The organism is Pseudomyxococcus flavus (genome assembly GCF_050038885.1).
Classification (GTDB): domain Bacteria; phylum Myxococcota; class Myxococcia; order Myxococcales; family Myxococcaceae; genus Myxococcus; species Myxococcus flavus.
Genome location: NZ_CP143624.1, coordinates 2,787,951 through 2,810,666, shown reverse-complemented (window position 1 = coordinate 2,810,666; position 22,716 = coordinate 2,787,951). Strand labels below are relative to the sequence as shown.

The 22,716-nt window shown below is 70.3% G+C and carries 17 protein-coding genes; 12 read left to right on the top strand and 5 right to left on the bottom strand.

The window, feature by feature from the left end:
• Window positions 1–186 precede the first annotated feature (186 nt).
• Window positions 187–2,595, top strand: a complete 2,409-nt coding sequence (locus VZL07_RS11850; RefSeq protein ID WP_426755613.1) for a PAS domain S-box protein — start codon at window positions 187–189, stop codon at window positions 2,593–2,595.
• A 17-nt stretch (window positions 2,596–2,612) separates the two neighbouring features.
• Here VZL07_RS11850 and VZL07_RS11845 read toward each other — a convergent pair whose 3' ends face one another.
• A complete protein-coding gene (locus VZL07_RS11845; protein ID WP_426755612.1) occupies window positions 2,613–2,981 on the bottom strand; it encodes a response regulator in 369 nt (122 codons plus the stop codon).
• A gap of 483 nt (window positions 2,982–3,464) precedes the next feature.
• On the opposite strand from VZL07_RS11845, the gene VZL07_RS11840 reads away from it, so the two are divergent.
• Complete coding sequence (locus VZL07_RS11840; protein ID WP_426755611.1) at window positions 3,465–4,616, top strand: CARDB domain-containing protein; 1,152 nt, start codon at window positions 3,465–3,467, stop codon at window positions 4,614–4,616.
• A 62-nt stretch (window positions 4,617–4,678) separates the two neighbouring features.
• On the opposite strand, the gene VZL07_RS11835 is transcribed toward VZL07_RS11840, so the two are convergent.
• Window positions 4,679–5,266, bottom strand: coding sequence for a DUF2378 family protein (locus tag VZL07_RS11835; protein WP_426755610.1), 588 nt, complete (start codon window positions 5,264–5,266; stop codon window positions 4,679–4,681).
• 682 nt (window positions 5,267–5,948) lie between these two features.
• Here VZL07_RS11835 and VZL07_RS11830 point away from each other — a divergent pair.
• The 5 genes from VZL07_RS11830 to VZL07_RS11810 all read left to right on the top strand — a co-directional run bounded on the left by VZL07_RS11830 (window position 5,949) and on the right by VZL07_RS11810 (window position 14,889).
• Window positions 5,949–6,416 carry a helix-turn-helix domain-containing protein gene (locus VZL07_RS11830; protein WP_426755609.1) on the top strand — a complete coding sequence of 156 codons (468 nt, stop codon included), beginning with the start codon at window positions 5,949–5,951 and terminating at the stop codon, window positions 6,414–6,416.
• 436 nt (window positions 6,417–6,852) lie between these two features.
• Complete coding sequence (locus VZL07_RS11825; protein WP_426755608.1) at window positions 6,853–9,717, top strand: TonB-dependent receptor domain-containing protein; 2,865 nt, start codon at window positions 6,853–6,855, stop codon at window positions 9,715–9,717.
• Window positions 9,718–9,953: 236 nt separating this feature from the next.
• Window positions 9,954–12,227, top strand: coding sequence for a GAF domain-containing protein (locus VZL07_RS11820; RefSeq protein WP_426755607.1), 2,274 nt, complete (start codon window positions 9,954–9,956; stop codon window positions 12,225–12,227).
• Between the two features lie 246 nt (window positions 12,228–12,473).
• Window positions 12,474–13,712, top strand: coding sequence for a sensor histidine kinase (locus VZL07_RS11815; protein ID WP_426755606.1), 1,239 nt, complete (start codon window positions 12,474–12,476; stop codon window positions 13,710–13,712).
• Between the two features lie 181 nt (window positions 13,713–13,893).
• The gene (locus tag VZL07_RS11810; protein ID WP_426755605.1) at window positions 13,894–14,889 is read left to right on the top strand and encodes a hypothetical protein; all 996 of its coding nucleotides are present in this window, start codon (window positions 13,894–13,896) and stop codon (window positions 14,887–14,889) included.
• 224 nt (window positions 14,890–15,113) lie between these two features.
• Here the strand turns inward: VZL07_RS11810 and VZL07_RS11805 are convergent, their stop codons facing one another.
• The 3 genes from VZL07_RS11805 to VZL07_RS11795 form a co-directional block, all read right to left on the bottom strand.
• Entirely contained in the window at window positions 15,114–15,830 is a 717-nt protein-coding gene (locus tag VZL07_RS11805) for a double-CXXCG motif protein (protein WP_426755604.1), read from the bottom strand.
• A 20-nt stretch (window positions 15,831–15,850) separates the two neighbouring features.
• Window positions 15,851–16,543, bottom strand: coding sequence for a TIGR02269 family lipoprotein (locus VZL07_RS11800; RefSeq protein WP_426755603.1), 693 nt, complete (start codon window positions 16,541–16,543; stop codon window positions 15,851–15,853).
• A 142-nt stretch (window positions 16,544–16,685) separates the two neighbouring features.
• Window positions 16,686–17,015, bottom strand: coding sequence for a hypothetical protein (locus VZL07_RS11795; protein ID WP_426755602.1), 330 nt, complete (start codon window positions 17,013–17,015; stop codon window positions 16,686–16,688).
• Window positions 17,016–17,295: 280 nt separating this feature from the next.
• On the opposite strand from VZL07_RS11795, the gene VZL07_RS11790 reads away from it, so the two are divergent.
• The 5 genes from VZL07_RS11790 to VZL07_RS11770 all read left to right on the top strand — a co-directional run bounded on the left by VZL07_RS11790 (window position 17,296) and on the right by VZL07_RS11770 (window position 22,713).
• Window positions 17,296–18,138 (top strand): enoyl-CoA hydratase-related protein, encoded by an 843-nt coding sequence (locus VZL07_RS11790; protein WP_426755601.1) that lies wholly within the window; start codon window positions 17,296–17,298, stop codon window positions 18,136–18,138.
• Window positions 18,135–18,815 carry a TetR/AcrR family transcriptional regulator gene (locus tag VZL07_RS11785; RefSeq protein ID WP_426755600.1) on the top strand — a complete coding sequence of 227 codons (681 nt, stop codon included), beginning with the start codon at window positions 18,135–18,137 and terminating at the stop codon, window positions 18,813–18,815. The genes VZL07_RS11790 and VZL07_RS11785 overlap by 4 nt, the downstream gene beginning before the upstream one ends.
• Entirely contained in the window at window positions 18,812–19,642 is an 831-nt protein-coding gene (locus tag VZL07_RS11780) for an SDR family oxidoreductase (RefSeq protein ID WP_426755599.1), read from the top strand. The genes VZL07_RS11785 and VZL07_RS11780 overlap by 4 nt, the downstream gene beginning before the upstream one ends.
• 62 nt (window positions 19,643–19,704) lie before the next feature.
• Window positions 19,705–21,543 carry an AMP-dependent synthetase/ligase gene (locus tag VZL07_RS11775; protein WP_426755598.1) on the top strand — a complete coding sequence of 613 codons (1,839 nt, stop codon included), beginning with the start codon at window positions 19,705–19,707 and terminating at the stop codon, window positions 21,541–21,543.
• A gap of 30 nt (window positions 21,544–21,573) precedes the next feature.
• On the top strand, window positions 21,574–22,713 hold the full coding sequence (locus VZL07_RS11770) for an acyl-CoA dehydrogenase family protein (protein ID WP_426755597.1): 1,140 nt from the start codon (window positions 21,574–21,576) through the stop codon (window positions 22,711–22,713).
• The last annotated feature ends 3 nt before the right edge of the window (window positions 22,714–22,716 follow it).

Here is a 22,716-nt window from a genome sequence, read left to right as displayed (position 1 = left end):
CGCTCTTTTCTCCGACTGTCGGTGGCACGCAGTCCGGCCGTGCGTGGCGCCGGGCCGCTTTCGGACATTTCCGCTGTCGGGCAGTCGGCGCGCTTTCGGGTTGTCGCGGCGCGCCGGGCGCCCTACATCGACGGGACCGTGCCCATCCTCCTGGCTGAATTCCTTCTCCAGCAACGGGAAGCCATCATGTCGGCATGGGAGGTGGAGGTTCGCCGCATCCCCGCCGCCCAGGCGCTGCCTCGGCTCGCGCTGCGGGACGGACTGCCCCGGTTGCTGGAGGTCGTGGCCGCGCTGATGCGCCGCAGCACGCCCTCGGGCATGGAGGCGGGCCTGGGCGAGATTCCAGACAAGCACGCCATCGAACGGCTGGGCGAGGGCTTCGACTTGCGGCAGGTGGTGACGGAGTACCGGCTGCTGCGCGCCTGTGTGCTGCGGCTGTGGACGGCGCGGGAGAACGCCACGCACCGTCCGGAGGCGGAGCTCGTCTTCCACGAGGCCATGGACGAGGCGGTGGCGGCGTCGGTCAGCCGATACTCGCTGGCGCGCGAGCGCACCTTGCAGGCCCTGGACCGCATCAGCACCGCGGCCCTGGGCAGCGCCGACGCCGCGGGGCTGCTCCCGCGCCTGCTCCAGGTCCTGCGCGAGACGGTGGCCGTGGTGGACATGGCGGCCGTCCTGCTGGTGGAAGGGGACACGTTGCGGGTGGAGAGCGTGGTGGGCAGCGGCATGGCCCCCGGGGGCATGGTGCCCGTGGGCCAGGGCTTCGCCGGCACCGTCGCCGCCACGCGCCAGCCGCTCCTGGTGCACGACGCACGCACGGACAGCCGGGTGAGCGAGCCGCTCTTGCGCGACGCGGACCTGTCCGCGCTGTTCGGCGTGCCGCTGATGCTGGGCGAGCAGCTCCTGGGCGTGGTGTTGATGGGCAGCCGCAGCACCCGCGAGCTGTCGGAGGAGGACCAGTTCCTGTTCCGTGCCATGGCGGCACGCACCACCGCCCTGCTGCTCCAGGCCCAGGCCCACGCCCGCGAGCGCGAGGCGCGCGCCGAGGCGGAGGCGTCGCTGGCCCGCCTGCGCGAGAGCGAAGCGGGGCTGCGCCGGTGGGAGCAGGTCTTCAAGCGGCTGGGCGTGGGCGTGGCCGTCGTGGACGCGAAGGACGAGACGCTGCGCGAGGTGAACCCGGCCTTCGCGCGCATGCATGGGTATGCGCCGGAGGAGCTGAGCGGACGGCGGCTGGAGGACACCCTGGCGCCCGAGGCGCGCGGCGTGCTTTCCCGGCACGTGGCGGCGGCGAACTCCAAGCCGTCGCACGAGTTCGAGTCGCTCCACCTGCGCAAGGACGGCACCCGCTTCCCCGCCTTCACGCACATGACGGCGTTCAAGGATGCCGCCGGCCGCCTGGAGCAGCGCGTGGCCACGGTGGTGGACATCACCCAGCGCCGGGCCATGGAAATGGACCGGCAGCGGCTGCTGAGCGCCATCGAGGCCGAGCGCGCGCGGCTGGCGTCCGTGCTGGACCAGATGCCCGCGGGGGTGTTCATCGCGGAGGCCCCCTCGGGACGGCTGGTGATGGCCAGCCGTCAGGTGGAGCTCATCACCGGCAAGCCCTTCCATCCCTCCGAGTCCATGGAGGACTACGTGAGCGACTACGGCGTCTCGCTGCATCCGGATGGACGGCCCTATACGCTCGAGGACTTGCCGCTGACGCGCAGCCTTCGCCATGGTGAGGTGGTGCAGGGCGAGGAGATGCAGGTCCAGCGCGCGGACGGGCAGCACGTGACGGTGCTCCTCTCCAGCTCGCCCATCCTGAACCGGGACGGCGACATCATCGCGGCGGTGGCCACCATGGTGGATGTCTCCGAGCGGCGCCGCGCCCAGGAGGCCGAGCTCCAGGCGGCCCGCTTCGGTGAGCGGCTCATCGCCATCGTCAGCCATGACCTGCGCAACCCGCTCAATGCCATCCACCTGTCCGCGACCCAGTTGTTGCACAGCGAGTCGCTCCTCGAGCGCGAGCGGCGGCTGGTGACGCGCATCGCCCGCTCCGGCGACCGGATGAAGCGCATGATTTCGGAGCTGCTCGACTTCACCCGGGGCCGGCTGGGCGGCGGTATTCCCATCCAGCGGGCGCCTGGGGACCTGCGGGCGGTGGTCCGTCAGGGGCTGGAGGAACTGGAGGCGGCCTGGCCCGAGCGCAAGCTGACGCTGCGGGTCGCGCCAGGGCGCTACGAAGGTGACTGGGACGCGGACCGGCTGCTCCAGGTGGTGAGCAACCTGGGCGGCAATGCGCTCCAGTACAGCCCCGGCGACGCGCCCGTGTCCTTCAGCCTGTCGGATGGCGGTGACACCGTGGCGCTGGAGGTGCACAATCCCGGCGAGCCCATCTCCCCGGAGATGCTGCCCCGCCTCTTCGACCCCTTCCGCCGGGCCAACATGGCGAGTGTCGGGGGAGGTAGCAGCAGCGGCCTGGGGCTGGGGCTCTACATCGTCGAGCAGGTGGTGAAGGGCCATGGCGGGCGCATCGAGGTGACGTCCACCGCCGAGTCGGGGACCACCTTCCGCGTAACGCTGCCCCGGCTTCCGGCAGGAGGGCGCGGCTGAGCGGGCCGTGCCACCGCTCAGTCCGGGCTCACCACGCGCTCCAGCGTGGCACGCAGCTCGAACAGGTCCACCGGCTTGGGCACGGTGGCCCGAATCCCCTCCGGCAGGGGCTGAGAGCTCCCCGCCCCGGAGACGACCACCACCGGCAGGGTGCGCAGCCGCGCGTCCTCGCGCACATGGCGCATCAGCTCCCAGCCGCTCATCACCGGCATCATCAGGTCCAGCAGGACGGCGTCCGGCCGGGGCGGGCGGTTCAGCCGTTCCCAGGCGGACAGTCCGTTGCCCGCCGTCTCCACGGTGAATCCCTCCAGGGTGAGGAACTCCTCCAACAGCTCCCGGCTGTCGGCATGGTCTTCCACGAGCAGGACGAGGCTGGACGAGGACATGACGTCGTAGCCTTGTACTGAAGTCCAATGTCCGCCAGGGCCGACGGCCCATGCGTCCGCCCGTGGACGCCCGCGCTGTCCACGGGCGCACGGTGCGGGGAAGAGCCACGATGTCGGCTTTTACTTGGATGCGTCTGGTTTGACCCGCGGGCGCGGGGCGTGGCGTGCGTCTGTATTCAATCGTCGAGAATGACACCTGGGGGTGTCACGCCTGATTCTCCTCATGACTGATTTATCGGGGAGCGAGGGGCAGGTGTCTTCGGCCACCCCTGGGTGAAACGTGTCTCCATACAGGAGGGTGAAAATAATTGTCTCCACATGCACTGGGAGTCCGTGGTATCCGGGGAAACAGGGAGACATAAGCGATTGGCCTCGTTGAGAGGCATTCCCCCCCGGCGCGCGGCTTTGGAAGAACGCCTTTCAATGGCGGCGTTCCGGCTTCCCCGCAGTGCAGGCATGCGCCTGGCATGCCAGGAGCCAGACATGAAACGATATCAAGGAGTCTCGTCGCTCGCGGCGTTGTTCATTCTGGGTGGCTGTGAAGGCGCCCTGCCCGGGGAGCCGCACGCGGCCGGGCTCGAGGTGCAGCGCCAGGCGGGCACGGAGACGGGGCTGGACCTGAGCGTGGTGGACCTGGCCGGGTCGTGCGAGGCGACGGCGCTGTCCATCTCCGGGGCCATCAAGAACGAGGGGCGCACGGGCATCGCCGGGTCCACCGCGGCTGTCTACGCGGGGACGCCGGGCGAGGGCGGCGTGCGGCTGGGCACCATCGACGTGCCCTTCCTGGTGGGCGGCGAGGCCTTCCCCTTCTCGCTGTCCTTCACCGTCCCGGAGGGCACCACGCGGGTGACGGTCGTCGCGGATGAGGACGCCGTCTACCTGGAGGACGACGAGGCCAACAACGTCGCCGTCCTCGACTTCGAGGTTCCCTGTGCCACCAACCAGCAGCCGGTGGCGAGCTGTCAGGACGTGACGGTGCCCGCGGATGCGTCGTGTCAGGGCGCTGCGTCCATCGACAACGGCTCGTTCGATCCGGATGGCTTCCCGGGCCCGTTCTCCGTGAGCCAGTCCCCCGAGGGGCCGTTCGGTCTGGGGACGACGGCGGTGCAGCTCAGTGTCTCCGACGGCGCGGCCACCAACACCTGCTCGGCCAACGTGACGGTCGTGGACATCTCCGCCCCCACGCCCGGCGCCAACCGGGGCCTGGTGCTCCAGCCGACCGCTGGCTCCGACTACGTGCTCGTGTCCCTGGCCGACTGCGCGATGCCGGCCGTCGACAACTGCGGCGGTGAGCTGGACCTGGCGGAGTCCGCGAGCATCATCCGCGTCACCTCCGACGAGTCCGACGACGCGCTGTCCCTGCTCCGGCTGCTGGCGTGTGACGACATGCAGCTGACCCCGGACCGCAAGTCCGTGATGCTTCGCGCCGAGTCGGCCCTGCTGGGCAACGGCCGTGTCTACAACCTCACCTACTCGGTGCGGGATGCTTCGGGCAACGCGTCCATCGGCACCTGCAACGTGAAGGTGCCGGCGCTGCTGGGCAACCCGGCCATCGACTCGGGCGTCCGGTACTGCCAGGGGGATGACTGCCCCTCGGGCTCTCGCTTCCCCGGGCTGCTCTGCTCGCTGCTGTAGTCTGGGACGGAGTTTCGTCGCCGCCGGTGGCCCGTGCCTGGGGCCGCCGGCGGTTCGCCGATTCAGCGCCAGGACAGTGCGTACTCCGAGTCGAGCAGGCCCACCTCGCGCCCCTGCACCTGGATGTCGCGGGCGCCCACGGCCTCCAGCGCGGCGCGCAGGACACCCTCGTGGTACGCGGGGGGCATGAAGTCCCGCTTCATGACGAAGCGGCCGCTGCGAGGCCCCGTCCACACCATGCTCCGCTCGCCGTAGCTCACCGCGGAGCGGAACCCGGACGGCAGCTGCCCGAGCAGCAGCCTCGGCTCGTCGTACGCGAGCATCAGCATCGTGCGGCCCGCGACGGACTCCAGGAAGTCGTGGGCGGCCTTCTCGCCCAGGGTCCGATGCGCGGCGTCAACGCCGCCGCAGTGCTCGGACAGGAGGCTCGCCGCCTGGAAGGCCAGTGGCAGGAACTGGGTGATGGGATAGCTGAAGAAGTCGATGTAGCGCTTCTCCGGCAGGGACTGCCGGCAGAGCTGCTCCAGGGCAGAGCCGCCCATGCGCCGCACCGTGTCCAAGGTGCCCCGGAAGAACATGCCGCGCGCCGTGTCGTCCGGCGTGGCGAGCGCGCAGCGCTGACGGAGCTCCCGGACGGCATCCGTGCTCATGGGATGCGCCGGAGCGAGGGCTCGCGCAGGCTGCGAGGTCAATCTCAATTCCATTGCCAAGGGACTCCAGGGGGAAGAAGGGGGGACGCCGGCCTGAAGCCAGACGTGCGATGCGCTGACGTGGATGCTCGGCCCCCACAGAGGCGGCGAAGACCCGGCCGCCTCTGCCCAAACCCACGCGCCCGACGGCGAGCCTCTGGAGGAGGCTGCGCATGCGGGCCGCGGAGGTGTTGCCGTATGGATGCACATTGCATGTAAAGGTTTCGCGAGGCAACCCTGCTCGGCGAATTTCGATGGAGGGATTGGCTTTCGCTTGCTGAGCATCCGGCCCTGGGCGCGGGCGGCTTCAATGACATACATGGGCGCCAGGTTTGGACGGACCCGGGGCCGCCCAGGGGGGCGCGCAAGGGCAGGTCCTGGTGGCCGCCACGGTGCGGGCGCGAGGCAACGCCGTCGTGTGGTGCCAGGTGCGACATTTTCGCTGTGTGCGTGGGGCCGGCTCGCGCCTGGTGGGCGTCGGCACACTCCGTGTCCCAGTGGGGTGTCCGGGCCAGGGACTACCTTCCATATCGGTATTTCGCCTGAGGACGTGCCGGGTTATAAGCCACTGGAAAACTCGTGACCGAGCGTGGACTGTCCCGGGCAGGCCGCGGCCTCGGCCCGTACTCACAAGGTTGACGCAGTGAAGACCCACCTTGAAGGTTCTGCTTCTCCGCGCAAGCGGCCCCGGTCCCAGCCTCGAAGCCCGGCGGATCGCGCCAGGAAGTCGCGCGAGCAACTGGAGAGCCGTCTGGCGGAGAGCGTTGGTGAGGCGGCTCGGGGCGCGCGGCTGCGTGCGGGGCTCACGCAGGCGGATGTCGCGGAGCGTGTCGGTATCGCCGCGGAAGTCTATGGGCGGATGGAGCGCGGGAAGATGATGCCCAGCGTGCCGACCCTGTTCCGTCTGTGTCTGGCGCTGCGCCTGTCCGCGGATGTCGGGCTGGGGCTCGCCACCGCGGCCAGCGTGGGCGCGGCGCTCTGGGAGGGAGACTCCGGGCACCGGGACCACCTCCCCGAGATGCGGAAGGTGCTCCGCTTGCTGCGCCGGATGTCGCGCAGCCAGCTCAACTTGATGAACCAGGTGGCCCTGGCCATCCTGCCTGAGCGCTGAAGCGGGCCCCGGGCGGCGCCGAAGCCCCCTGCCTTCCGGTTCGCGCTGCCGCCGCGTCAGGGACCGACGCGCCTGCCGGCGCCGCGGGAGCTGTGCCATTCCGAGCGGGGCCAGGCCGCCGGTGAGCCCGGAGGAGGACGTGCTCGAGCGGCCCCTGCCGCCACCCCGGAAGCCCAGGCCGCCGCGGTCGCCAGCCGGCGCCATACCGGGGTTGTCGATGCCTCCGTTGTGGTCGGGGCGGGCTCCACCATCACCTCGGGCGCAACGGTGTCCACGGTCCACATGTGGACGGCGGGCGTCGCATCCGGGGTTCCTTGATTGTTTGTGTTTGTGATTGGCGTCAGGAGGTATCGCCCACTCCCAGGTGCTTGTCACCCCGTCCTCTCCCTGGCCTCATGAGGGCCCGGGGGGCATCGGGCCCCAGGGGATGGGTGGCATGGTCCGCGAACGCAGGTGGCACGAGGCAGGGACGGCAGCGCGCACGGTGGTGGCCGTGCTGACGCTGCTCGTGTCCGTGCAGCGGGCCCAGGCGGAGGATGCGGGGACCCCGGACGGTGGGGGTGGGGAGGAGGCCACCCGTGTGGAGCGGGCGCTGCAACGAACGGACGCGGGCGGGTGGGTGGAGGCGGTTGGCACCGGTGACGCGGGGACGCCGCAGCCGGCGTTCGTCCCTCCCACGCTGCTGGTGGACTCGCCTGCTCCCTATCCCCCGGGGCTGGCGTCCGAGGGCGTGGCGGGGGTGGTGAAGCTCGAGCTCCTGGTGGACGAGGCGGGCGAGGTGGAGGTCGCCACGCTGGTGCAGGGGGTTCATCCCCTGCTGAACCGGGCGGCGCTGCACGCGGCGCCCTCCCTGCGCTTCACGCCCGCCACCCTGGACGGCCAGCCGGTGGCCGTGCGCATCTTCTTCGAGTACCGCTTCACGGCCCCCGCTCCCGTGGCGGCCGAGCAGCCGGCGGCCCTGGCCCCCGTCACCCTCCGCGGGCGGGTGCGCACCAAGGGCAACCGGCGCCCGCTGGCGGGGGCCACGCTGGTGTCGGACGCCCTGCCAGACGCGCCGGTGCAGACGGACGTGGACGGCCGCTTCGAGGCGCGCTGGCCCGCCGGGGTCCATCCGGTGCGTGTCACCGCACCGGGCCACAAACCCGCCGTCTTCCGCGAGGGATTGAAGGCGAACGAGGCCCTGGAGGTGATGTACGGGCTGGAGCCGCTCATCATCAATCCCTACGAGACGGTGGTGCGGGGAGATCGCGAGCGCACGGAGGTGAGCCGCGTCACGCTGCATGACGCGGAGCTGCGCGAGGTGCCGGGGACGCTGGGGGACCCGTTCCGCGTCGTCATGCTGCTGCCCGGCGTGGGCAGCATGCTGTCGGGGGTGGCCTATCCGGTGGTGCGTGGCAGCCAGCCGGCCGCCACGGGGTACTTCCTGGATGGCATCCGCGTTCCCATCCTCTTCCACCTGTTCCTGGGGCCGGCCGTCATCCACCCGGACTTCATCGACGCCATCGACTTCTATCCGGGCTCGCCGCCGCCCCGGTATGGGCGGTTGATGGGCGGCGCTATCGACGGGCGCCTCAGCCGACCGCGGGATGACCGTGTCCATGGCAGCGCCTACGCGGACCTCATCAACGCGGGGTTCTTCATCGAGACGCCGTTCAAGGACACCGACACCAACGTCAGCCTCGCCGGCCGCTATTCCTACACGCCCTGGCTCATCGCCCTGGCGGCCAACCAGCTCCAGGCGCCGCCACCACCCGGGCGGGAGAACCCGAAGGTGGTGCTCGACTTCTGGGACTACCAGGGGCGGGTGGAGCAGAAGGTGGGCGCCGGGACGATGCGCCTGTTCGCCTTCGGCTCCTCGGACACCTTCGGCTCGGAGGCCCAGGATGACCTGGGAGACACCGCGCTTCAATCCATCGTCTTCCACCGGGTGGACCTGCGGCACCGGCATCCGGTGGGGCCCGGCGAGCTGGAGGTGGGCGGGACGTGGGGGTTGGACCGCTTCGCCATCGTCAGCCGCAACCCGCCCGACGACGCCACCGAAATCCATATCGACCAGGGGCACTGGTCCGCGCGCCTGGGCTACACCGCCCCGCTGTCACCCCACGTGACGCTGCGCACCGGCGCGGACGTGGAGCACAAGCGCGCCATCGTCGACCTGCTCCAGCAGGAGGACAGCCCCGTCGGCGAGCGAGAGGTCGCGCCGGTGGCGCTGGGCACCTCCATGGGCGCGTGGGCGGAGCTGGTGTGGCAGCCGAACGAGAAGTGGGCGGTGGTGCCGGGGCTGCGCGTGGACAACTACCACCTGTCGCCAGGCATCGACCGGCGGGCGCTGGAGCCGCGCCTCACCGTGCGCCACAAGGTGTCGGAGTCGCTCACGCTCAAGGGCGGCGCTGGCCTGTTCCATCAGCCGCCCACCACGCTCATCAGCCTGCCCGTGGTGGACGTGGGAAGCCTGCTGCTGGGGCTCCAGGAGGGCGTGCAGCTCTCCGCGGGCGCGGAGTGGAAGGCGTGGCGGGATTTGGAGGTGGGCGTGGACGTCTACCTCAACCCCATGCTGCGCACGATTGAGCTGACGCCCTTCTCCGATGAGGGAATGGTGGACGACGAGGACCCGTCCTCGCCGGGAACGGACCGCCCCGCGGGACTCCGCCGCGCGATGCAGATAGGCATCGGGGACGGGGGCGGCATCCCGAATCGCGGCGACATCGACTTCCCGGACTTCCGGAGCCATGGCCTGGCCTATGGCCTGGAGCTGCTCCTGCGCCATCCTTTGGGCAACAACTGGTTCGGCTGGCTCTCGTATTCGCTCCAGCGCAGCACGCGCCGGACGCGCTTCCATCGGTATGACGCCGAGGGCCACCGGGTGGGCGAGGCCGAGGCGGACCTGCCCTTCGCCTTCGACCAGACGCACATCCTCAACCTGGTGCTCAGCTACAAGTTCTCCAACAACGTCACGCTGGGCGGCGTGCTGCACTTCAACACCGGCCGTCCCGAGTACGGCACGCTGGCGGCGCAGACGCACCGGCCGGGCCAGGACGCCTCGGGGCGGCCGGCCTGGGTCAAGGCTGACCGCGATCGCGTGGACCGGCTGCCGGGCTTCATCCGCTTCGACGTGCGGCTGTCCAAGTCGTGGGTCTACGACACCTTCAGCCTGGAGGCGTACCTGGACATGCTCAACGTCACCTTGCGGCGGGAGACGCTGGGCTTCGAGTACGAGGGGGGCAATGGCCTTCCCTTGCGCAAGGACGCGGTGGGGCTGCCCATCGCGCTCCCCATCCTGGGCGTGAAGGGCCGTTATTGAGCACGGGGACTGATGGATAGCGCACGCTTGGCGCGGTGTTGCCGTCTTGTCCTGGGCAGGGGCGCGCGCCTCACGGTGTAATCCCCGCCGCCAATTGCCCCGGGGACGGTCCGCCCCTGGGGCCCGGTAGGCCGGGCCGTGTCCCTGACCACCGCACACCAGGTGACTTCTTCATGTCGCAGGACGGGATTCCGACGATGGTGCCGTTGCAGCGAGTAGGGATTCCCTATGGCCATATGGCCACGGCCGTGAACCGGCTGTCGCTGACGCACCTCCGGCTCTCGGAGGAGACGCCCCAGCGGCTCGTGAAGGCGGGCTCGGACGCGCCGGCCGTGCTGCTGGTGGATGACCACGTCTCCAACCTGGTGTCCCTGGAGGCCATCCTCGAGCCGCTGGGCATTCGCATGGACAAGGCCTGCTCCGGCGAGCAGGCCCTGCGCTTCCTGCTGCGCGAGGACTACGCCGTCATCCTGCTGGACGTGCGGATGGCGGGGCTGAGCGGCTTCGAGACGGCGGCCCTCATCAAGCAGCGCGAGCGCACGCGCAACGTCCCCATCATCTTCCTCACGGCGTATGGCCGCGATGACGCGGAGCTCGTCACGGGCTACGCCACCGGCGCGGTGGACTTCCTGCAGAAGCCCTTTCCGCCGGAGGTGCTGCGCTCGAAGGTGTCCGTCTTCGTGGAGCTGTTCCGCGCGCAGCAGCAGGTGCGGCGCCAGTCGGAGCTGCTGCGCCAGAAGGAGGCCGAGGCGCGCGACGCGGCGCTGCGGGCCGCGGGCTACATCGACCGGCTGCGGGACTTCGCCGCGCGCTTGTCGGAAGCGAGCACCGTGCCCCAGGTGTGCCGCGCGCTCTTCGAGCAGGGGCTGGTGGCCGCGGGCGCGAAGGCGGGCTCCGTGAACCTCCTGGACACGACGGGCGAGGCGCTGGAGGTCGTGGACGCCATCGGCTATCCCGAGGGGGTGCTGAACCGGCTGCGTCGCATTCCCCTGACGGCGGCCGGCCCGCTCGTGGAGGCGGTGCGGGGGCAGCAGGCCATCTGGGTGGGCTCGCCGGAGGAGTGGAGCGAGCGCTATCCGCAGATGGACATGAAGGGCGTGCAGGAGGCGGCGCTCGCGGTGCCGCTGCTGGTGAAGGGCCGGGCGCTGGGCGTCATCGGGTTGTCCTTCGCCAGGCCGCGCACCTTCTCGGAGATGGACCGGGCCTTCTTCACCGCGCTGGCGCACGCGTGTGCCCAGGCGCTGGACCGGGTGCACCTGACGGCGGAGGAGCGCCGGGCGCATGCGCAGGCCCGGGCCGCCGCCGCCCGGCTCCAGATGCTGGCGGAGGCCTCCAACGCCTTCGATGCGACCAACCGCGACCTGACGGTGCTGCTGGACACCATCACCCGGCAGGTGTCCCACTTCCTGGCGGATGCGTGCACGCTGTGCCTGCTGGCCGATGAAGGCACCCGGCTGGAGGTGGTGGCCTGCCACCCCGCGGCCCCCGGAGGGCGGCCGCTGCTTCCCGGCGAGGGCGTGAGCGACTTCGTGCTCCGCAGCGGGCGGCCCCTGCTCGTCCCCGAGCTGTCACCGGAGCAGCGGCTGGAGCTGGTGGGGAGCACGGCGCTGGAGGCCGACGCGCCGCTGTGCAGCCTGCTCTGCGTGCCGCTGCGGACGCAGGGGCGGGTGGTGGGCACGCTGTCGGTGGGGCGCACGGGGCCGGGCCGTGGCTTCACCCTGGAGGACCAGGAGCTGGTGGAGGAGCTGGCGGCGAAGGCGGCGCTCTCCATCGAGAACGCGCGCCTGTTCGCGGAGCAGCAGCGCTCGCAGGAGGAGCTGCGCCGGCGCGCCGAGTTCGAGCAGCAGCTGGTGGGCATCGTCTCGCATGACCTGCGCAATCCCCTGGCGGCCATCTCCATGTCGGCGGGGTTGCTGGAGAAGAAGGGCGAGCTGACGGAGCCACAGAAGCGCATGGTGTGGCGCATTGGCCAGGCCACCGAGCGCGCGGCGCGGATGATTCGAGACCTGCTGGACTTCACCAAGGCGCGGCTGGGTGGCGGCATTGCCCTGCACCGCCAGCCCACGGACCTGCGGGACGTGGTGCAGCAGGTGGTGGACGAGCTCCTGGTGGCGAACCCCGGGCGGCGCGTGGAGGTCGACATCCAGGGCGAGGTCCGTGGCGAGTGGGACTCGGACCGCATCGCCCAGGTGCTCACGAACCTGCTGGGCAATGCGCTGGCCTACAGCCCCTCGGATGCGCCCGTGCGGGTGGGCACGCGCCTGGAAGGCGAGTCCGCGCTGCTGTCCGTCTTCAACGGCGGCGCCCCCATTCCTCGCGAGCTGCTGCCGCGCCTCTTCGAGCCGCTGACCCGGGGCACGCTGAAGGAAGGGCAGTCCACCCGGAGCATCGGCCTGGGGCTCTACATCGTGCAGGACATCGTGCGCGGCCACGGCGGCGGCGTGGAGGTGGTGTCCTCCGAGCAGCACGGCACCACGTTCACCGTGCGGCTGCCTCGCGCCGTGGGCTGAGCCCTCTGGGCGGGGCCTTCCGTGCGTCCTTCGGGGGGGGAGCCCCCGCCTTCGCGCGGCGTGTGTCGTGCCTCCGACCGCGCATCGTGGAGGCGCCGCGTCGGCAGTGCTGGGGAGTGAGCACGGAAGACCGTGTTTGCACCCTCGTACAAGTTCGCGCCCGCGCGGATTCGTCACCCTGCGCCCGTGAGTGCTCCGCCCCCGACCACAAGGCGTCGGGTCTGGGAGCGTTCCAGGGGGATACCGATGGGCGTGACGCTGTCGTCGCAAGGAGGCTCCAGCTGGCAGAAGGTGATGCAGGCGGAAGGCCCGTCGCCCTGCCTGCGCTTCGAGGTGGTGCGAGGCGCGTCAGGCGGACTGCTCGAGCTGCGGCCGCTTGCTCACGCGGGCGATGACACCGCCCTCCTGCCCGCCTGTCTCTCGCGCTGGGAGCAGGAGGGGGTACGGGGGCTGCGCCTGGAGGACTGCGCGCGGGTGATGGACACGGGCGAGCCAGTGTCCGTGGTGCTGCGTGTTTCACGCGGGGACGCGGAGGCCCGCTTCCGGGCGGTGGGGGTGAGGGCCCAGGATGTCTTCGAGCTCTGGCTGCGGCCCGAGGCCGAGGAAGACGACACGCCGTCACTGCGTGAAGCGTTGGCACGGGAGCGCGAGGCGCTGCGGAGGGTGGAGCTCGCGCTGGAGCACGCGACGAACCAGCTGGCTCGGGAGGCCCAGGACGGCACCGCGCGCCATCACGCCATGGCGCGCCTGTATGAGGAGGCGGAGTTCCGTGAACGCTTCATCGGCATCCTCGGGCATGACCTGCGCAATCCCCTGAACGCCATCGTCCTGTCCGCGCGAGCCCTGTCCCAGCGCCCGCTGCCCGCGGCGCAGCAGCAGTGCGCCCAGCGCATCGAAGCGAGCGCCGCGCGGATGGGCGCCATGATTTCCGACATCCTCGACCTCACCCGTGCGCGGCTCGCGGGAGGCATTCCCCTGCACCGGTCGACCGTCAATCTGGCCACGGTGTGCCGGCTGGTGGTGGAGGAGCTGTCCGCCGCGCATCCGGGCCGGTGCATCGTCTTCGACGTGACGGGCCTCTCCCAGGGCTTCTGGGACGAGGACCGGCTGGCGCAGGTGCTCAGCAATCTGCTGGGCAACGCGCTGGAGCACGGCGCTCCAGACTCCGCCGTCACACTCCGTTGCATGGATGTGAACGGGCATCAGGTCCTGGAGGTCCACAACGCAGGCGTGCCCATTCCTTCTCAATACCTGGAAACAGTCTTCGACCCCTTTCGCCAGGTGGGCTGCGCGCGGGACAAGGGCCACCGTCGCGGCGGCCTGGGGCTGGGACTCTTCATCGTGAAACAAGTCGTCCAGGCGCATGGAGGTGCTGTGGGCGTGTGCTCCTCGGAGGCAGAGGGGACGACCTTCACGGTGAAACTGCCGCGAGACGCGCGAGAGTCGGAGGTGTCATCACCCTCGGGTGAACACTGTCGCATGTGAATGGAATGTTAGTGGTTGGGCGGAACGCCGGCTGAGCGTCAGCCGGCGCACGGACTACGTGTTTGCCGCATGACCGACGTGCGCGACTTGCCCGGGAGGGCACCTGTCACCCGAGTGAAGAAGGACTACCGGTTGTCATGGCCGCGAGAAACGCGGCTACCCCCAAAAACCGGAGGTCGTCATGTATCGCCACTCCACCCCGCAGACCCGTTTCAGCTCCACCCTTCCCCACACTGCGTGCCGTGTCGCGCCCCGGTGGGAGCTGCTGTCGGCGTTGCTCCTCGCCGCCGCTGTGGGATGCGGCCCCGCAGGGCAGGTGGACGATGTGGGCGAGCCGCTGGGCACCCATTCGGATGAGCTGGTGTCCTCGAATGGACTGTCGACAAATGGCTTGTCGACGAACGGCCTCTCCACCAATGGCTTGTCGACGAACGGCCTCTCCACCAATGGCTTGTCGACGAATGGCTTGTCGACAAATGGCCTGTCGACGAATGGTTTCAGCACGTGGTTCAGCGCGGACCCCGTGAAGGCCGAGGAGGTGATGCGCTACATCGTGAAGTGCGCGCTCGGCTCGGGCCAGTCGCTGGCGTACACGTACTCGGGCACCACGCACACGTGGGAAGGCTCGCTGGGGCTGGCGCCGGGCTGGTCGAGCGGCGCCCAGGCGACGCTGGCCGAGCAGCAGCTGGTGTCGAGCTGCCTGGCGGCGCACGTGAACAAGTACGGCGTGCACCTGAACATCTCCGTGCTGGGCAAGGATGCGCTGGGCGCCGCCATTCCGACGACGGCCGAGGAGCTGGAGACGTATGGTCAGCCGGAGGCCGTCTTCTTCGGCAACCTCTTCAATGGCGAGGGGCTCTTCGCCGCCAATGACGCGCCCTTCCTGGCCTACGACGAGAGCACCGTGCGCGCGTGTGGCCTGTCGTCGTGGAGCGGGGACCCGGACTGCGCGGCGGTCATCACCCACGTGGGCTCTGCCCGGACGCACTGCCAGCTGGACGCCTCGCGGACGTACTACTCGCGCTGCACGTACAACGGCGTGACGTACCGGCCGCTCACCACCCGCATCCGCGCGCAGGACATCTACAAGTGTGGTGACGGGACGTGCCAGCTCTCCGAGAGCTGCGGCACCGGCAACACGGCCGACAACTGCGCGGCGGACTGCGGCGCCTGCTAGGGCGTGACAGTCCTCGCGGCGCCCCCGTGCCGCGCGTAGGGCGCGGTCTTCCTCCTTCCCCTCGGGAGGATTCCGTGAGTGACAGCCTGTTCGAGCGCGGCGGTGGCCGCATTCCAGGCTGAACGTGCCGTACCCGGGCCGTCCCCGCATGCCCGGGCTCGCGAGCGCTCCCCGTGAGCGGCCCAGGTTGTCGTCAGCGCGATGGGCTTCCCCCCGCAGGTGGGTCAGCGGACCGGGACCTCGTGGAAGACGACACCGTCGAGCTCCAAGCGCCGGACCGTGTCGACGAAGCGCTGGGTGGCCAGGATGAGCGTGGGCCAATCCGCGAGGCGGAAGACATCCGTGGTGGTGGGCAGGGTTGCGGCGTCGAGGATGTACGGGTCGGGGAGCGGGATGTCCTCGCGACCGCAACGCTCGCAGGGAGGCGGTTGTTCCGCGGGCAGACAGTCCCGGTGAAAGCTCCCATGCAGCTCGAGTTGCAGCTCGAACAGCTCGGGTGGCTGTGTTCCTCGGTATCGCACGTTGATGCGGCATCCCTGGAGCCCTTGCACACCGGACGATGAGAGCTTCTCGAGCGCTTCCTTGCGCATGCAGAGCGTCCAGGGATTGGGCAGATGGAAGCCACCGAAGCGGCCCCGCGCCGTACCCGTCATGGGACCGAAGCTCGCCCCGGGGTTGAGCAGGATTCCCGGAGGCATCCAGGGACGGAGCTGCTCGGTCAGCCGAGCCAGGGCGTCGTGAGGCTCGGCGCGAGGCTCGCGGTACATCGCTTGTTCGGGAACGGCCGACAAGTCGACACAGGGATACTGAAGGCCGGTGGTGGCCCAGGTCGCGCCACAGCCCACGCAGTTCTCCAGGCCTGGAAGTATCCACGGGTGGGTGGCGTTCAGCTCGCCCTTGGAGCCCGCATCCTCAGTTGCTGCCAGTTTGTAGATGCTCATGGGGCTCGCGCCGGGTCGGGTCATGGGAGCCGTCGATAATACGAGCCCACGGGCCCGGTGAGCTCAAAGCGATAGATGAGCGCACCGGCGTGGCGGAAGAGCTCCTCACGAGAGGCGGTGCGCCCAGGTCCCTGGATGAATTGCCGCCAGGCCTCGTTCCATTGGCCGCCAGAGGGGCCGCCGCTGTGGATGCGCCGGTGCACGTGCGTGGGAATGAGCATCGTGTAGTCATGGATGTTGATGCCGCGCACCTTGAACCAGCTCGACAGGTCGCTGGCCTGGGGGAACAGGTGGTGCTTCTGCAACCGCGGCGCGGGGAGGGCGGCGGGTGGTCGTGTCGGAAGTCGTTCCGGGTACCAGCGGAACGTCATCACCGGCTCGGCCCCGTGGCGGAGCCAGGGGCTTCTCCGCCACCAGCGGCCGGGCCTGGCGGGGCCCACGGGGAACCCCGGCCGCATCGCGAGGACTGGCCCGGCGGTCAGGGACTCCCCAGGAGACGGCGATGAAGGCGGCTCGGCGAGCACGTCCTCGCACGCGAAGAACCCGCACAGGCCCTCCTCGCAGCCGAGCACCACGCAGTGGTCATCACCGGGCGCCGAGCAGCCAGAGGTGCCCGCGGCATCCCAGGCCCGCGTCAGCGGCGGCCGCGAGGCACACGCCGCGACCATCCAGGCGATGACCAGCACGCGCCACGACATGGCGGACCTTCGCATCGGCGCACTCGGCTCCTGTTCGCGGGACCGCACGGAGGCCCTCGTGAAAGGCGCGGTGGCACTGGACCGGCGTGTGTCTCTCCGCGCCGCCGCGGGCCCACCCGGCGCCAGGATGCGCGGGGTGGGCTCTGGCACCCGCGCGCTACTGGGCGCTGCTCACCAGCACAGGCGCCTGGCAGGCGGACGCCATGCCGGGCATGACACTCTGGCTCGGCTCCGCCGACGACAGCTCGTCCTCTTCCTCGGAGGAAGGCTGCGCATCGGGCGAGCAGGTGCCGCCCAGTTCGTAATCGTTGAACCACTGCTCACAGGTGATGACCCGCATGCCCCACGGAACGGCACAGACGAGCCAGCACGGCGGGTTGTCGGTGCACTGCACGTCGCAGTCCGGAGGCAGGGCCGACGCGGAAAACGGCGCGAGCGTGAGCGTGGCGGCGACGCTCGTCAGCAGGGTCTTCGCAAGCAGGTTCATGATGGCTCCATCTCGACGACGGGTGACCGGACCACACGGCGTGCTCCGGTGCGGTCCATTATCGAACCGGGCAAAGAAAACGGCAAAAGCGGCTCTGGCATGGAGACGACATGGATTGCATGGACAGGCACGCCGGCTCCGCCGCGGTGCGACGTAAAGGGCAGTCGGTGCGGATGACGCAAGACGTCGGAAATGAACAGGAAATCGCGGAGACCTCGCTATTGACACTCCGCCAACAAGCTCCCATCATCCCTTGCACAGACGGTATGAGGAACCCTCCATGACCTATCAGCACATCCGGTCTTCGGTGGTCGACCGGGTCGCGACATTCGAGCTGCACCGGCCCGAAGCGCGGAATGGCTTCACGGTGATGATGGCGGACGAGCTCGAGGCCGCGCTCGCCGCGGCGGATGCGGACGAGTCCGTGCGCGTCGTCATCCTCACCGGCGCGGGGAGGGACTTCTGTGTGGGCGCGGACCTGAGCGGCAGCGCGCTCGAGGTGACGAACACCGAGCCTCCCGAAGGAGGCTGGGTGGAGCCCGCCACGCGCGTCACCCGCCGCATGTTCTCGATGCAGAAGCCCGTCATCGCCGCCGTTCGTGGCGCCGCGGTGGGCGTGGGCTCGACGATGCTGCTGCCCGCGGACTTCCGCCTGGCGGCGAAGGACAGCCGCTTCGGCTTCGTCTTCAGCCGGCGCGGCATCTACCCCGAGGCCGGCTCGACGTGGTTCCTGCCGCGCATCGTCGGCCTGGGACGCGCGCTCGACTGGATGGTGAGCGGGCGGCTGATTCCCGCGGAGGAGGCGCTGAGCGCGGGCCTGGTCCGCTCCCTCCATGCGCCCGACGAGGTGCTCGACGCGGCCCGCGCGCTCGCCCGTGAGCTCGTGGAGACGACGGCGCCGGTGTCCGTGGCCGTCATCCGGCAGGCGCTCTATCAGATGAGCGCGCTCAGCTCGCCGGAGCCCGCCTTCAAGCTCGACAGCAGGCTCATCGCCAGCTTGAGCCGGAGCGCGGACGCGCTGGAGGGCGTGCAGGCCTTCATGCAGAAGCGGCCTCCCCGGTTCACCCGGACCGTGGCGCAGGACCTGCCGGCCTTCCTGCCCTGGCGGGAGGTGACGTCATGAGCTCCGCGGACGCCCCCCGGTGGAAGCGGCTGGAGCCCGACGCGCGCAGGGAACAGATTCTCGAGTGCGCCATGCGGCTGTTCGGTGAGCGCCCCTATGCGGAGGTCTCCACCACGGACATCGCGCGGGAAGCGGGCGTGGCTCGGGGGCTGCTCAACCATTACTTCGGACAGAAGCGGGACCTCTATCTCAAGGTGGTGAAGCGGATGCTGCGCATGCCCGGACTGGAGGAGAAGGTGAGCGCGACCGGAACCTTGCGGCAGCGCGTGGAGCGCAGCGTCGAGTGGTACCTCGACACCGTGGCCGCCCATGGCAAGATGTACGTGGCCGTCACGGGCGCGGGAAGCATCGCGGACCCGGAGGTCGAGCGCATCGTCGCCCAGGCGGACGACGTCGCCGCCGCGAAGACGCTCGAGTTCCTGGGCCTCAAGGTGGAGGTCGGGAGCGACGCGCGCCACCGCGCGATGATGCGCTCCTACGGCGGCCTGGTGAAGTCCACCATCCGCGAGTGGATTCGCGGTGGAACGCTCTCCCGGGAGGACGCGCACCTGCTGCTCAGCGAGGCGCTCATCACCATCGTCCGGGACGTCTTCCCGCACCTTCCCCAGCAGCCCGGGCCGGAGCGGGGCGCCGCCACGCTGAAGACCGGGCCCAGGCCGGGCAAGGACGGGCGATGAGCGCCGCGAAGCCCCTGGCGGGGCGCACCCTGCTGATGTCCGGGGGCAGCCGGGGCATCGGGCTGGCCATCGGCGTCGCCGCCGGGCGCCTGGGGGCCAACGTCGTGCTCCTGGCAAAGACAGACACGCCGGACCCCCGGCTCCCCGGGACGGTCCACACGGCGGCCCAGGCCGTCGAGGACGCGGGAGGCCAGGCGCTCGCGGTGGTAGGCGACGTGCGCGAGGAAGCGGACGTGCAGCGCGCCGTGGACGCCGCGGTGGCGCGCTTCGGCGGCATCGACTTCTGCGTGAACAACGCGAGCGCCCTGGCGCCGCTGAAGACGGAAGAGCTGCCGCTCAAGCGCTTCGACCTGATGCAGCAGATTCAGCTCCGGGGGACCTTCCTCCTCACGCGGACTGCGCTCCCGCACCTGCGCCGCTCCTCGCACGCGCACATCCTGTCGCTCTCGCCGCCCATCAACCTCGCGCCGCACTGGCTGGGCCGGCACCCGGCGTACACGGTCGCGAAGTACGGCATGACGCTGCTCACGCTCGGCTGGGCCGCGGAGCTCGCGGAGGCGGGCATCGCGGCGAACGTGCTCTGGCCAAAGACACTCATCGCCACCGCCGCCGTGAACAACCTGCTCGGGGGCGAGGCGTCCATGCAGCGGGCCCGCTCTCCGGACATCATGGCGGACGCGGCCGTGGCCATCTTCCAGCGCTCGCCTCGCGCCTGCACCGGGCAGTCCTTCATCGATGAGGACGTCCTGCGCGCCGAGGGCATCACCGACTTCAGCAGGTACGGCGGCGGTCCCGACGTCATCCTCGACCTGTACGTCGACCCCTGAATCAAACGTCGCCACGCTGTCTGACATTGCAGTCCAGTGAAACAGTGAACCGAGGAGATGCCATGCGTCCGTCGTTCGCAGACCTGGAATCGCAGTGCCAATCCCTGGCGGACACGCTCACGTTGCCGCTGCTCCTGCAGCGCAACGCGGAGGCATATGCGGATGCTCCCGCGCTCACCGCTGGAGACACCACGCTCACCTGGGCACAGCTCCGGGCGCGGACGGCGGCGCTCTCGCGTGGGCTGGGGGCGCTCGGGCTGCGGCGGGGCGACCGGATGATGATCATGATGTCCGCCCGGCCGGAGCACTGGCTCATCGACTATGGAGCCGTCCACCTGGGGGCCATTTCCTGTACCGCCTATCAGACGCTGAGCGTCGAGCAGATTGCCTTCGTGGCGAAGCAGAGCCAGGCCCGCATCGTCGTCCTGGAGGGCGCGGCGGAGCTCGCCCGGTGGCAGCCGGTGCTCGACGCGCTGGACGCGCTGGAGCGGGTCATCGTCGTGGACGAAGCCGCGCTACCTCCCGGCGATGCGCGCTTCGTCTCCTTCGCGCAGGTGGAGGCCCGGGGCCGTGGGCTGCACCAGGAGGACCCTTCCGTCTTCGAGTCCGGCTGGAAGGGCATCCGCCCGGAGGACCCCATCGCGATGATGTACACCTCGGGCACCACCGGTGACCCGAAGGGCGTGGTGCTCAGCCACCGCAACGCCTTCTACGAGGCCATCGCCGTGGACGCGGTGGTCCCCACGCCGATGCACGCCACCTCCGTCGCCTACCTGCCGCTGGCGCACATCGCGGAGCGCGAGCTGGGTCTCTACCGCTCGCTCTACAAGGCGTTGCACGTCTACATCTGCGCGGACCCCGCCGGGGTGATGGGGCTCCTGGCCAAGGCCCGCCCGCCCGCCTTCTTCGGCGTGCCGCGCGTCTGGGAGAAGCTCGCCGCGGGGTTGAAGGCGAAGCTCGACACCATGGAGTCGCCGCGCCGCGAGGCCGTCCTGGCCGCCCACGCGGCGCTCCTGGAGGTCTTCCGGCTCGAGGGCTCCGGACGGGCGGTGCCGCCCGAGCTCGCGCGGAAGGCCGCCGAGGCGGAGGCGCAGGTCCTCAGGCCGCTGCGCGCGGTGCTCGGCCTGGACGCGCTCATGTGGGCGAGCAGCGGCTCGGCGCCCATCCCCGTGGAGGTGCTGGAGTTCCTCGGCGGCTTCGGCCTCAAGGTGCTGGAGGTCTGGGGCATGAGCGAGACGACGGGCTGCGCCACCATCAACACGCCCTCGGACTTCCGGGTGGGCACGGTGGGGCGCCCCATCCCCGGGCTCCAGCTCCGGCTGGCCGCGGACGGGGAGATTTTCGTCCGGGGCCCGGTGCTCTTCCTCGGCTACCTCGCCGCGGATGGAACCATCGTCAGCGCGGTGGACGCGGACGGGTGGCTGGCCACCGGCGACATCGGCACGGTGGACGCGGAGGGCTACCTCACCATCACCGACCGCAAGAAGGAGCTGCTCATCACCTCGAGCGGGAAGAACATCGCCCCGTCGAAAATCGAGGGCATGCTGCGCGCGCACCCGCTGGTTGCCCAGGCCATTGCCATTGGCGACCGGCGGCCCTACGTGACGGCGCTCATCAGCCTGGACCCGGAGGCCGCGCCGGTCTGGGCGAAGGCCCGGGGGCTGGAGGCGCGCTCGCTGGAGGCGCTCGCGCGGGAGCCCGCGGTCCGCGCGGAGCTCGACGCATTGGTGGCGGCCAGCAACGTCCGGCTCTCGCGCGCGGAGCAGGTGAAGCACTACGACGTGGTCGCCGAGGCCTGGTCACCCGTGACGGGCGAGCTGACGCCCAGCTTGAAGCTCAAGCGCCGCGTGATTCTCCAGCAGTACGCCGCGCGCATCGCCTCGTTCTACGAGGACGCCTGACGTCTCACCCGCAGCCTCCCCAGAGTCCCCATGCATGTGAGAACCCCGGAGCAGGCGTCCTTCGCCGCCTCCATCGACGCGTTCTGCCGCGCTCGGACGGGCACGCGTGCCCAGCGCGATGCGCTGACCCACCACGGCGCGGAGACGCACCACCGCGCCCTCTATGCCCAGATGGCCGAGCTCGGCTGGCTCGGCGTGGGCATCCCGCCGGAGTTTGGCGGCTCGGGCGGTGGCCTGTCGGAAGTCTGCCTGTTCGCGGAGCGGACCGCCTACGGGCTCGCCCCGGTGGGCGGCTACGTCACCACCGCGGTCGCCGCCGGGCCCTATGCGAAGTTCGGGACCCCGGCGCAGCGCGAGAAGGTTCTGGGCGGCATCGTCCGGGGCAGCGTGGAGGCCATCGCCATCTCGGAGCCCGGCGCGGGCTCGGACGCCGCCGCCATTGCCTGCCGGGCGCGGCGGATTGACGGCGGCTTCCTCATCAATGGGCAGAAGACGTGGTGCTCCAACGCGCACCTCGCGGACCACCTGCTGCTGGTGGCGCGCACGCAGACCACGGGCTCTCGGCACGAGGGGCTCACCATGTTCTGCGTCCCCACGGACACGCAGGGCGTGGAGATTCGCGGCATCCCCACGTTGAACGGCAAGGACGTCAACGACGTCTACTTCACCGACTGCTTCGTGCCGGAGAGCGCCGTCGTCGGCACGGTGGACCAGGCCTGGCCCCAGCTGATGTCGGGGCTCAACAGCGAGCGGCTCATCCTCGCGGCGACGATGCTGGGCCGCGGCCGGCGCGCCTTCGATGACGCCGTCGCCTACGTGAAGGAGCGCAAGCAGTTCGGCAAGGCGGTGGGCTCCTTCCAGGCGCTCAAGCACCGCATCGCCGACCTCGCCACCGAGCTCGACTGCTGCGAGCTGCTCGTCTACCGCGTGGCGGCGATGGCGGACGAGGCCCCCGAGCGGATGCTCCCGCGCGAGGCGTCCATGGCCAAGCTGAAGGCCACGGAGACGGCCAAGCGCGTGGCGCTCGAGGGCGTGCAGATGATGGGCGGCTACGGCTACGCCACCGAATACGACATGGAGTCGCACCTGCGCGCCACGGTGATTTCCACCGTCTACGGCGGCACCAGCGAAATCCAGCGCGACATCATCGGCAAGACGTTCGGACTCTAGGAG